This is a genomic window from Roseococcus suduntuyensis, assembly GCF_014196305.1.
Taxonomy (GTDB): domain Bacteria; phylum Pseudomonadota; class Alphaproteobacteria; order Acetobacterales; family Acetobacteraceae; genus Roseococcus; species Roseococcus suduntuyensis.
The window spans coordinates 1-11,388 of the sequence record NZ_JACIDJ010000013.1 but is presented as its reverse complement, the minus strand read 5'-3'; the positions used below and the strand labels follow the sequence as shown (position 1 = coordinate 11,388).

At 65.2% G+C, this 11,388-nt stretch carries 9 protein-coding genes and 1 pseudogene; 6 read left to right on the top strand and 4 right to left on the bottom strand.

The window, feature by feature from the left end; translation table 11 throughout:
• Positions 1-383: pseudogene (locus tag GGQ83_RS19855) on the bottom strand (transposase); the annotation flags it as partial.
• Positions 384-835: 452 nt separating this feature from the next.
• Between GGQ83_RS19855 and galE the strand changes: the two are divergent.
• Positions 836-1,831, top strand: a complete 996-nt coding sequence (gene galE, locus GGQ83_RS19850; RefSeq protein ID WP_184386741.1) for a UDP-glucose 4-epimerase GalE — start codon at positions 836-838, stop codon at positions 1,829-1,831.
• Positions 1,832-2,131: 300 nt separating this feature from the next.
• Here the strand turns inward: galE and GGQ83_RS19845 are convergent, their stop codons facing one another.
• From GGQ83_RS19845 to GGQ83_RS19835, 3 genes are all read right to left on the bottom strand, one after another.
• A complete protein-coding gene (locus GGQ83_RS19845; RefSeq protein ID WP_184386740.1) occupies positions 2,132-3,196 on the bottom strand; it encodes a hypothetical protein in 1,065 nt (354 codons plus the stop codon).
• Positions 3,197-3,607: 411 nt separating this feature from the next.
• Positions 3,608-4,918, bottom strand: coding sequence for a glycosyltransferase (locus GGQ83_RS19840; protein ID WP_184386739.1), 1,311 nt, complete (start codon positions 4,916-4,918; stop codon positions 3,608-3,610).
• Entirely contained in the window at positions 4,915-6,417 is a 1,503-nt protein-coding gene (locus GGQ83_RS19835; RefSeq protein WP_184386738.1) for a hypothetical protein, read from the bottom strand. The genes GGQ83_RS19840 and GGQ83_RS19835 overlap by 4 nt, the downstream gene beginning before the upstream one ends.
• A 278-nt stretch (positions 6,418-6,695) precedes the next feature.
• On the opposite strand from GGQ83_RS19835, the gene GGQ83_RS19830 reads away from it, so the two are divergent.
• From GGQ83_RS19830 to rfbD, 5 genes are all read left to right on the top strand, one after another.
• Positions 6,696-7,610 carry a hypothetical protein gene (locus GGQ83_RS19830; protein WP_184386737.1) on the top strand — a complete coding sequence of 305 codons (915 nt, stop codon included), beginning with the start codon at positions 6,696-6,698 and terminating at the stop codon, positions 7,608-7,610.
• Between the two features lie 215 nt (positions 7,611-7,825).
• Positions 7,826-8,881: a dTDP-glucose 4,6-dehydratase gene (rfbB, locus tag GGQ83_RS19825; protein ID WP_184386736.1), complete on the top strand. Its 1,056-nt coding sequence runs from the start codon at positions 7,826-7,828 to the stop codon at positions 8,879-8,881.
• Positions 8,878-9,762 (top strand): glucose-1-phosphate thymidylyltransferase RfbA, encoded by an 885-nt coding sequence (gene rfbA, locus GGQ83_RS19820; RefSeq protein ID WP_184386735.1) that lies wholly within the window; start codon positions 8,878-8,880, stop codon positions 9,760-9,762. The genes rfbB and rfbA overlap by 4 nt, the downstream gene beginning before the upstream one ends.
• A complete protein-coding gene (gene rfbC / locus GGQ83_RS19815; protein WP_184386734.1) occupies positions 9,759-10,325 on the top strand; it encodes a dTDP-4-dehydrorhamnose 3,5-epimerase in 567 nt (188 codons plus the stop codon). The genes rfbA and rfbC overlap by 4 nt, the downstream gene beginning before the upstream one ends.
• Positions 10,325-11,221, top strand: coding sequence for a dTDP-4-dehydrorhamnose reductase (rfbD, locus tag GGQ83_RS19810; protein WP_184386733.1), 897 nt, complete (start codon positions 10,325-10,327; stop codon positions 11,219-11,221). Before rfbC ends, rfbD begins: the two co-directional genes overlap by 1 nt.
• Positions 11,222-11,388 lie beyond the last annotated feature (167 nt).

Here is an 11,388-nt window from a genome sequence, read left to right as displayed (position 1 = left end):
CCGACTCGGCTGATACCGCGCCACCCGACGGGCAATTCCGATCAGATCACACGCCCGACGCACGCTCAGCCCGTGACACTTCCGGGCGTGGGCGACCGCGTTTCGCTTCGCGCCGGGCGTCACCATTTTCTTGTCGAGATGTCCTTCAGCACCGCAATGTCCAGCATCGCCTCCGCCAGCAGCTTCTTGAGCTTGGCGTTCTCCTCTTCGAGCGTCCGAAGCCGCTTGGCCTCGGTCACCTCAAGGCTGCCAAACTTCGCCTTCCATGTGTAGAAGGTGGCTCCGCTGATGCCGTGTCGGCGGCACACATCCGTTGCCGAGCCGGCTTGCTATTCCTTCAATATCCCGATGATCTGCTCAGCGCTGAACCTGCTGCGCTTCATTCGTCCGTCTATTGCTGGAGCAGACTCTAACGAAAAATAGCGCCATTTCAGGGGGACACGTCACCATTTCTGTACTCCAACGCCTCAGCGACTGGTTCGAGAATTACATCACGTTCCACCCTGCCAGCGGATTGCGTTTACAACCACCGCGTGAGTTCATCTAGAAGCAGTCCGTCCACCCAGGTGCCTATCCAGTTTGATGGGCGCCACCCCGTACCGAGCCCCCGCGAGTCGTCCGCAGGAGTAGAGCTTCACATCCGATTCAGCTGATTGAGTTTGGCTCCACATGGGCTCTGAGCCGACGGCAATCTTGCCGAGGCTGTAGCTCTTTCATATTATTATTTTGGATTCCATTATCCATTTTTGCTGGCGGCATGATCCTTGTCTGTCTTTAAGGCGGCCATGATCGTCATGGAGAAGTGGCTCATGGCTGAGGCAGGAAAGATCTGACGATGCGATATCTGGTTTCCGGCGGCGCGGGTTATGTGGGCAGCCACCTTGTGCTGGCCCTGCTCGACGCTGGGCATGAGGTGGTGGTGCTGGACGACCTCAGCATGGGCCACCGTGCGGCCGTGCCGACGTCAGCGGAATTCGTGCAAGCCACCCTGTCCGATCGCGCACGGGTGCAGGAGATCTTCTCCGCCTGGTCCTTCGACGCGGTCTTCCACATGGCCGCCCTGTCGCTGGTGGGCGACAGCATGAAGGAGCCGCTGCGCTATTGCCGGGAGAATGTGGCGAACAGCCTCTTCCTGGCCGAGACGGCGGCGCGGGCGGGCTGCACCAAGTTCGTGCTGTCCTCGACGGCGGCGGTGTTCGGCGTGCCGCGCGAGGTGCCCATCACCGAGGAAGCCCCCACCACCCCGGTCAACCCGTATGGCCTCTCCAAGCTGATGGTGGAGCAGGCGCTGGCCTGGGCGGAAGGCGCGCATGGGCTGCGCTCTGCCGCCCTGCGCTATTTCAACGCGGCGGGTGCGGACCCCGCCGGCCGCGCGGGCGAGGACCATGACCCCGAGACGCATCTGATCCCGCGCGCCATCCTGGCCACGCTGGGCGAACTGCCGCCGCTGCACGTGTTCGGCACCGACTACGATACGCCCGACGGCACGGCGGTGCGCGACTACGTGCATGTGGCAGACCTCGCGGCCGCCCATATCGCGGTGCTGCCGCGGCTGGACCAGGGTTCGGTCCGCTACAATATCGGCAATGGCGCCGGGCATTCGGTGCGCGAAGTCATGGCGGCTGTGGAGCGCGTGGCCGGCCGGCCTGTGCCGCATGAGAACGGCCCCCGCCGCGCGGGCGACCCGCCCGCGCTGGTGGCATCCTCGGCCCGGCTGCGGGCGGAGACGGGCTGGACGCCACGCTTCGCGGAACTCGACCAGATCGTCCGCACGGCCTGGGATTGGCATGCGGCCCAACCCAATGGCTACCGGGCGCGTGCGGCGGCGTGATGCCTCACCAGTGGGACGGTGCGCCCTGCTTGTAGGGCGCTTCGGTCTCGCCGTGTCAGACTTCGCATCCCGCAACCGGACCGGACAGGTGGTGCCGCCGAAAGGACCGGGGCTGGGCCCGGATACGCCTGCTCGCAGGGCCCGGCCATGGAGGCGTATCCGCGCAGCGGCGGGACACGACCCCCGAGTGAGTGACACCGTTGGTGTGGTTTGCCGCTTCTCCAGGAGGCGAGTTCCCTGTGCAGCGTGGGCCCCTTCCCCCTGCACCCAGGACGCACCCATACCCGAACAAGGGGGGCGTCAGAACAGGCGAAAACGGTCGATCCAGTCGAGATCCGGGCACAGGATGAACTCATCGCGTCGGTCAGCCCGCATCAAGGCTCGGCGCAGCGCGACCTTCATCATCACCTCGTCGAGCAGGGCGATGGGTTCGTTCGATGCGCTGAAGGCGACCACATGGGCGAAGGTGGCGCAGCATTCGGCCAGCAGGCTGAGTGGGCTTGGCCCTGGCTGGAGCAGGAGCTGCGTCAGGTCGAAACCGATGATCACGAAGGTGCCATGCGCCCGCAGCAGAGGCGCGTTCTCGAGCGCGAGGCGCAGCGCGCCGGGCTCGGCCAGGCGGAGCAGGTCCAGGCGCTTCAGGCCTTCCCGCTCTATCATCGGCGCGATCCCGCCCATCTCGAAATCGCGCACATGCGCCGTTGACAGGCGATTGCCGGCGACATTCTCCGCCAGCGTCGCGGCCTTGCGGAGCGATGGCTCATGCGTGAGCAGCACTGCGTTGCGTGGCGCGCCCATGGCGAGCCCGATTGTCACCACGCCGATGCCGGCATCGCTCTCCACCATGACACGCCCCTCGCCGCCATCAGGCCAGGCGGCCTGCAGGAGCGCCGCATAGCGCGGCGCAAAGCCGGGAGCGCCGACGAATTCCGGATCACGGGGGTCGCCCCACAGTCGCGCCAGGCCGCCTGGAAGCACGAGTTGCCGGCTGCCGGAATGGGCATCCCGCGGCATTCGCCCGTTGATCGAAGGGCTGAGCAGCAGGGCACGGCGCATGCCCAGAAGGTTGTCATGCTGCGCGTGAAAGGCTTCCATTACCCCGGCACCAGGGGGCTGGCCGTCGCGTAGCATGAGGAGGGTGAAAACGGCTTCCTCCGTCACGTCATCATCCATCCACCCTCCCGTCTCCGGGAACCCTGCTATCGAGAGTTCCGCCATTTCCGGACTGGAGAGGATGCCTTCGCGCAGGTCGTGGAAGCTGCCCACGCCGCACCAGTTGTCGATGGTCGCCTGGCTCTCGGGTTCGCGGCCAAGCAGTAGGCGATAGGCCCAGCGCACCATCACCGGCGTGAGATGAACTTGCATGCTTCTGAAACTGCTGCCCCGCTTCGGTGAATGCAATGTGATGTGTGGTAAGTCTGGAAGGCCCCTCGCGGCGTGGCCTCATTCAGGCGCATGGTCGGAACCTGTCACCTCGACCATGCGTTCAAAATGCGATGCGCGATACCGCTATTTCGAATAAATTTTTACCAGACCATATCAAAATACAAAAAACTTGCTGAAGTCCTTGAGTGGGACTTCCCAAAGGACCTTGCCGTTACAGCCTGGCCGGGCGCCCTCAATGAACCGAAGCGGACTGGAAAGAACGTCAGCCAATTCCCTGCTTTGACTGTCATGCCTGACCATTCCGCTCCAGCGCGGGAGAGATTCCCCGCATCTTTACCGGCATCTGTACAAGCAAGCTGAAATTATCGGGCACGGTTCTCTCATGCAAGCTCAGCTGACGGCCTCTTGCTGCTGGCGGAAAGGCGCGCGGGCGGCCGTGGGCGCATAGGCTTCGGCAAGCCCCGCCAGGAAGGCGTCCCGGCCGATGACATCTTCCACCGAGGCGGCGAATTGCGCCCGCACCGTGGATTTGGACGCGTATTCTAGCGTCTCGGCCAGGTCGGTGGCGGAGTTGCGGCGGAAATGCAGACCGTCGCGTCCGGGCGTCACCTTCTCGGCCATGCCGCCGATGTCCGAGACGATGAGTGGCGTACCGGCGCGGCGCGCCTCCTGGATGACCACGGGGGAATTCTCCCACCAGATGGAAGGCACAACCACCCACCCGACTGATCGCATCAACGGGATCACGTCGCTGGATTCATAACGTCCGGCAAAGATCACGGATTGGCCGAGCGCCTCGAGGACCGGCGCCAAGTTGGGGAACAGGCGTAGCACATCGGCCTGCTCGGCCCCAAAGACAAGCAGCAATGGGGTGGGGCCGGATTTGCGGCTGGCCTTCGGCAGCAGGGCCATGGCGCGCAGCAGCACGTCGAGACCCTTGAAGGCGGTGGGTTGGCCGAAGAAGGCAAAGCGATGCGCATTCGTCCCGCTGGGCGTGGGGCGCGGCAGGGCCAGCATGTCGTCGCCAAGATAGTTTTCCAGCACCGAGCCGCGATTGTGTAAGCCCCAGTCCAGGTATCGCGCCTGCAGGAATTCGGAGCAGTAGATCAGGTGGTCCATACACTGCAGGCCCTTCAGCATGTAGGCCTTGCGCAGCACCAGCGCGTCGATGCCCTCCGACGGAAAGCAGGAGAGACAGCGCACCGCCGACTGCGTGTTGCATAACTCCCGGCCTCGCGTCTTGATCATCTGCCCATGGTGCAGACATATCGCCAGCATTTCGTGCAAGGTCATGACGAAATGGGCGTCCGGCCGCGCCTCGGCGAGATCGGCGATCATGTCCATGCCGAGCCGCCAGTAGTGGTGGAAGTGGTACACATCCACCTGGAGCCCGGCCAGGAAACGCACCAGCGCCCGCCTCTGATCCGCATCCTCCCAATACAGGCGGTCCTCGGTCATCCGGTCGGTGGTGACGAGGTGTTCGCCCTCGGCGTAGGGCATGACGACGGGCAGCGGCGGCAGGCCGGCCTTTGTCCCTGCGGGGCGAAGATCGGCGGCGGCCACGAAGGTTGTATTCCAGCCCGCCCCTCGCATCGTCTGGTAGTGGCGATACGCGGCGATCTCGCCGCCCCCCTTCGAGAAATCCGGATGGGCATGGGAAAGGACGCAGACCGAAGGCCGCGTCAGGGATACGCCGCTCATGCTTCGATCTCCAGGACTGTCAGGGCAGGTTCAGGGCTGCCTCCCGATGACGACGCCGCCAGGACGTCCCGCCAGATCACTTCCAGATGCTCGTTCACCAGTTCCGCGGCCAGCGAGGTCCGCCAATCATGGGCAACCGGCAGCCAGGGCAGGTTCGGATCGCGCAGCATCGCCCCATAGCGCGTGAGGGTCTCGCCCAGAGCCCTGGTTGGCCCGGCGAGCGAATGCAGCAGCAGAAGATATGCCAGACCACCCACCCGGACCTGCCGCAACAAGCCGGACACACCGCCCTCAATGGCGGCGGAGGCCAGGGAGGAAACATCGACGGCGACGAGATTGGCCGGCCCGACCTCCGCCACCCGCGCGAGGATGGCGCCGCCCTCCCGCGCCACGACGGCGGACAGGCGGCCACGCCGGTTGAAGATCTGGGCCGCGGTTTCCGCGGCCTCTCCCAGCACCATGAGCCGGCTGGCGCAGGACTCCAGCTCCGGAGCGAGCAGATGCAGGAGACGACACGCGCTCACGTCTTCCACGCCGACCAGCGCGAGTTCGGGCAATTCCAGCCTCGGGAAGGAGGGCGTACCCACTGCCCTTTCCTGCTCCGCCTCGATCAGGGCGGTGACGAGGGTGACGCGCCGCTCGGCCACATCGGCAATGAGAGTGGACTGCCCGGTCTGGCCGGCCAGGGCGGAACTGAGCATGTCCAGGAAGGCTGGAACCGACTCGACGCGGGGCTGGCAGCGCAGCCAGACGCGTTCATCGTCGAAGGTGACCTGCACCAGGAGATCCACGCCGCGCAGCCTCGCGACATGCTCCCATTGCATTCTGCCATAGAAGGCGCTGGCCCCAGGGACATGCCGCGCCAGGACATCGTGAAACGGCATCAGCGAGATCTCGTCTGGCCCGCCGTCATCGCTGCGCAGGCGCGCGATGGCAACAGCGTCGATCCGGACGGTGCTGCGCGACCGCCCGATGAAGCGCAGGTCCAGGGCCACCTCGCCCGCCGGGGAGCAGGAGCATGCCACCCGCGCGACGATGCCGAAGTTCTCGGCCTCCCCCTGGACGACGGGCAAATGCGCCATCCATCCGGCGAAGGCCCCAAAGGGACGATACTGATATTGCAGCAGCGGCAAAAGTTCAGGCTGCCCGATGCACTCCCTCAGCAGGTCGAAGGTCACACCCCAGTCACGCACCTCGTTCGCGGCGAAGAGGTCCGTCGTGGCGGGCGCGTCCAGATTGACGGACGCGACCTCCTCGCCCGCGGTCACCGTCATGATCAGGCCACGCGCCGCATGCGGCAGCGCGACGATGATCGAGAAGCCCCCCACCGTGGCGGCGCCGGGGTCCTCCGGAACCACGTCCGCGCGGGCGTGACGGGAGATGTGGCAAATCCGGCAGGCGCGGCCATCGGGCGTCGAGAAGCCGAGGCTGACGGGGACACCTCGAGGCGTCATGTGCCAGCCATAGACCACCCGCTTCGACGCATCGAGCGCGGCCACACAATCAATTCCTAGTTGAAAATTTTCATCGAAAGAACGAAACATTTGCTCTCCCACATGGCGACCTACCGAGGCGGTAAATTTGACGATCTCAAATGATGTTTACCGTAATTTTCCCGACCAGAAAAGTGTTTTGACTACGTTCTGCAACGCTTCGCGCCCATATTCGGCTTTGGCGCGAGCGGGCGTGACGATCTCGCATGCGCAGAATTTCATGACGTACCCTATTGACTTCACTCATCATACTGTAGCTACCTGCAGTAGCAATAGGAGGTCCCATGCTCAGAGGCGCAATTGAAAAGGTTCAGGGCAACACTGTTGGCGGATGGATCTACTCTCCGTCGGTTGACCTGAGGGGATTGACCGTCCTTGCCTTCGTGGACTCGCTGTGTGTCGGCGGGGGAAAGGTCGAAATCAAACGCAACGATCTGGCCGAAGCCGGCCTGGACGACGGTCGGTTCGGGTTTTCCTTCCCCGTCACCCTTGCGGATCCAGCGGATGGCAAGCGGCTCATCGTCAAGCTCGAGGGCAGCGACGCCCTCCTGGTGCAGGCGACGAGCCGGATCGTCGGTGCCGCCGGGCCGGCCCCCAAGCTGCCTCAAGGGGCACTTGGAATGACGCTTGAGACTTTGCAATGGATGCAGGGCCGCGGCTGGCTTTCCCAGTCGGACTACGACTTCCTGCGTTTCTTCCGGCAGCTTGGGGTTTATGATCGCACGCTGACCATCCCGGTTGAGCGGCCCGACCGGCTCGAGGCAGATGTGCGCGACCCGGCCCACGCGGTTGGTGAGTTGATGGGCCTCATGCATCTGGGCAGCGTCGAGACGGTCAGGGTCAACCTTCCCAGCACGGGCGACGTCGCCGCATTCCTGAAGAAGCAAGGCACCATGCCCTCCGTCATCGCCCTTTGGGCGCGGGAGCGCGCTCGGCTGGATATTGTGGAAGGTTCCCACCTGCAGGCGGATCGCGCATCCTCGAAGGCGTCCGTCGAATATGCGCTGGGTCCCGACCGGCTGCTGTTCATTGACGCACGGTGCACCTTCGGCGAGCAGATGCTGCCGCCGCCGCCGAGCGGCATCGAGGTCTTCCTGAATGCGGCGGAAGTTTCCCGCGAGGCCATTGCACCGTTCAAGACGGCATCGGCAGAGATGTCCAAGAGCCCCATGCGCGCCTCGGGCGGCGCCCGGAGGTAGGACGCTTCTCACGACCGGGTTCGAGGCGCCAGTCACGCGGACAATGTCGGGTCACGACGGCATTGCCCGCATCCAGCCAAGCACCGCGGGCGCCTCGCAGCATGGCGCACCGCAGGGCGACAACATCCTGGGCCGCCCGTGTCCAGCCCCCGAGCCCGCCTTGTTTTTTCCCACGCCGAATGCGAATGATCTCAGCGTAAACGGGATCGTATGCAGTGACCATTTTACTTACAGGTGGCTTTGGCTTCATCGGTTCAGCCGTTGTCCGTCATATCCTTGCCACCTCGGACGAAACCATCGTTAATGTTGACAAGATGACCTACGCGGCAAGTCCCGCCGCGCTCGCCATGCATGCGGGTGACCCCCGGTGCATCCATATTCAGGCTGATATCTGCGACATCGAGGCGATGCGGATGGTGTTCCGCACCCACAGCCCCGGCCACGTGATGCATCTGGCCGCGGAAAGCCATGTGGACCGCTCGATCGACGGTCCGGCGGAGTTCGTCCGCACGAACGTCGTGGGGACGCAAGTGCTGTTGGAAGCGGCCCGCGAACACTGGGCGGCGCTGCCGGAGCCGGCGAAGTCCGCCTTCCGCTTCCACCATGTCTCCACCGACGAGGTGTTCGGCTCGCTTTATCCCGGCGACCCGCCCTTCACGCCGGAAACGCCCTATGACCCGCGCAGTCCCTACAGCGCTTCGAAGGCTGCGTCAGACCACCTGGTGCGGGCCTGGAAGCACACCTACGGCTTTCCCTCCTTCGTCTCCAACACCACGAACAACTACGGCCCGTGGCAATTCCCCGAGAAGCTCATCCCGCTCGTCACGCTGAACGCGCTGGAGGGCCGACCGCTGCCTGTCTACGGCAAGGGCGACAACATCCGTGACTGGCTCCACGTCGAGGACCACGCCGAGGCACTGGTGCTTGCTCTGATGCGGGGCACGCCAGGTGCCACCTACTGCATCGGGCCACGGCAGGAACGCACTAACCTCGAAGTGGTGCGCGCGATCTGCGCGACCCTCGATCGCCTGCGGCCCGACGCCGCCGGGCCGCGCGAGCGGCTGATCACCTATGTGAAGGACCGCCCGGGCCATGATTTCCGCTACGCGATGGACCCCTCCGGCGCCGAGGCGGCGCTGGGCTGGAAGCCTCGCTACGATTTCGAAACCGGCCTCGAGCATACGATCCGCTGGTACCTGGACAACGAGGCGTGGTGGCGGCCGATCCGTGACAAGGCCTATGCGGGCCAGCGCCTGGGGGTGAAGGCATGAAGGGCATCATCCTCGCCGGGGGCTCCGGCACTCGGCTGCACCCGATGACGTTGGCCGCGTCGAAGCAGTTGCTGCCGGTCTATGACAAGCCCATGGTCTACTATCCGCTGGGCACGCTGATGCTGGCCGGCATCCGTGACATCCTGCTGATCTCGACGCCGCAGGATCTGCCTGCCTTCCAACGCCTGCTCGGCGACGGCAGTGCCTTCGGCATCACCTTGTCCTATGCCGAGCAGCCCTCCCCCGACGGTCTCGCCCAGGCCTTCCTGATCGGCGAGGATTTCATCGGCGGCGAACCCTGCGCGCTGGCGCTCGGCGACAACATCATCTACGGCGAGGGCCTGTCGCGGATGCTGCTCAGCGCCGGCAATCGGGCTCAGGACGGGATCGCGACGATTTTCGGCTACCGCGTCGTCGACCCCGAGCGATACGGCGTTGCCGAATTCGACGCCACCGGCCGCGTCACCTCTATCGAGGAGAAGCCCAGCACGCCCAAGTCCGACTGGGCGGTGATCGGGCTTTACTTCTACGACCGGCGCGTGGTGGAGATGGCGAAGCAGGTGAGCCCCTCGGCGCGCGGCGAGCTCGAGATCACGGATCTCAACCTGCTTTACATGCAGGACGGTGCGCTCGCCTGCGAGCAGCTTGGCCGCGGCTTCGCCTGGCTCGACGCCGGCACGCCGGCCAGCATGCTGCAGGCCGCGACCTTCGTGCAGACCGTGCAGGAGCGGCAGGGACTGTTCGTCTCGGCGCCAGAGGAGATCGGCTTCCGCCGCGGCTTCCTCTCCGCGAACGAACTTCGCACGCGCGGCGAGGCGCTCGGCAAGACTGCCTATGGCCGCTACCTGATCGACGTCGCGAACGGGTCGCACCCCGAATGAAGGTCACGCCGCTCGCCATCCCCGAAGTGCTGCTGATCGAGCCGTCCCGCTTCGGCGACGCGCGAGGATTCTTCAGCGAGGTGTGGAAGAAAAGCGCGCTTTCCGCCGCGGGGCTCGCTGTGGAGTTCGTGCAGGACAACCACTCCTTCTCGCGTGATGTTGGCGTGCTGCGGGGGCTGCATTTCCAGCGCCCCCCGCATGCGCAGGGCAAGCTGGTCCGCGTGGTGCGCGGGCGCATCCTGGACGTGGTCGTGGACATCCGCGAAGGCAGCCCGACCTACGGACAGCACGTGACGGCGGAGATCTCGGCGGCCAACTGGCGCCAGATCTGGGTCCCGCGCGGCTTCGCGCACGGCCTCATCACCCTAGAGCCCGACACCGAGGTGCTCTACAAGGTGGATGGCGAGTACAACGCCGAAGCCGATGGCGGCATCGCCTGGAACGACCCCGCACTTGGTATCGAATGGCCACTGCCAGTGGAGAGCCCTACCCTGTCCGCCAAGGACGCGAATGCGCCGCGCCTCGCGGAAGCTGGGGTCATCTTTCCGCGCGGGAGTTGGTGATGCGGCGAATTCTCGTCACTGGGCGCGGCGGTCAGCTTGCCACTGGCCTCGAGACAAGCCTTCCGGCGCAAGGCTTCGAGGCGTTCCTGGTCGGGCAACCTGACTTCGAGTTCGACAAGCCGGAAACCGTCCGCGCCGCCTTCGCCGCCGCCCGGCCCGATGCGGTGGTGAACTGCGCCGCCTGGACCGCGGTGGATGCCGCCGAGGATGATGAGCCCGGCGCCTTCCGCGCCAATGCCCTCGGCCCCGCGCTTTTGGCGGGGCTGTGCGCGGCTGCCGGGATCCCGTTGATCCAGGTGAGCACCGACTGCGTCTATGATGGGTTGAAGGGCGAGCCCTATCACGAGTCGGATCTGCCCCATCCGGTTTCCGTCTATGGCCGCACGAAGCTTGCGGGGGAATGGGCGGCGCTGGCGGGCAATCCGATGACCACCGTGCTGCGCACCGCCTGGGTCTTCTCGCCGATCGGCAGGAACTTCGTCCGGACCATGCTGGCTGTCGGCGCGCAGCGGCCGGAATTGCGCGTGGTGGCGGACCAGCATGGACATCCCACCGCGGCACCCGACCTTGCCGATGCCATCGCCGCGATCCTGGCCCGCACCCGGGAGACCGGCTGGCGCGCCGAGTATCACGGCGTGTTTCATGCCGTCGCGCAGGGCGCCACCACCTGGCATGCCTTCGCCGAGGCGATCTTCGTCGCAGCGCAGCCCTTCGGCGGACCGCGACCGGTCGTGCGCCCCATTGCGACGCAGGACTATCCGGTGAAGGCGACACGCCCGGCGGACGGACGCCTCGAACTCGGTAAGCTTCACGCGACCTTCGGTGTCACCTTGCCGCCCTGGCAGGACGGGTTGACGCGTGTGATCAGCGCCCTCCACCAGGCGGAGCGTTCGTGAGGCATAGGATGACGCGGCAGCGGGGATAATCTTACCCTGCTTCGTTGACACCGCAGCCTATTCGCCACGGATGGGTGGAGCGCTCCGATCTCTTTCCTTATCCGTTGTACGAGAGCAGCATCCGCGAAGGGATCACCGAAAACGCTGAATTCACGCTCTCCACGATA

What these genes read in the sequence shown, in the direction of transcription:
- GGQ83_RS19830 (WP_184386737.1), top strand. Translation starts at nt 6,696, where the DNA reads ATGCTCAGAGGCGCAATTGAAAAGGTTCAGGGCAACACTGTTGGCGGA.
- galE (WP_184386741.1), top strand. Translation starts at nt 836, where the DNA reads ATGCGATATCTGGTTTCCGGCGGCGCGGGTTATGTGGGCAGCCACCTT.
- GGQ83_RS19840 (WP_184386739.1), bottom strand. Translation starts at nt 4,918, where the DNA reads ATGAGCGGCGTATCCCTGACGCGGCCTTCGGTCTGCGTCCTTTCCCAT.
- GGQ83_RS19845 (WP_184386740.1), bottom strand. Translation starts at nt 3,196, where the DNA reads ATGCAAGTTCATCTCACGCCGGTGATGGTGCGCTGGGCCTATCGCCTA.
- rfbD (WP_184386733.1), top strand. Translation starts at nt 10,325, where the DNA reads ATGCGGCGAATTCTCGTCACTGGGCGCGGCGGTCAGCTTGCCACTGGC.
- rfbC (WP_184386734.1), top strand. Translation starts at nt 9,759, where the DNA reads ATGAAGGTCACGCCGCTCGCCATCCCCGAAGTGCTGCTGATCGAGCCG.
- rfbA (WP_184386735.1), top strand. Translation starts at nt 8,878, where the DNA reads ATGAAGGGCATCATCCTCGCCGGGGGCTCCGGCACTCGGCTGCACCCG.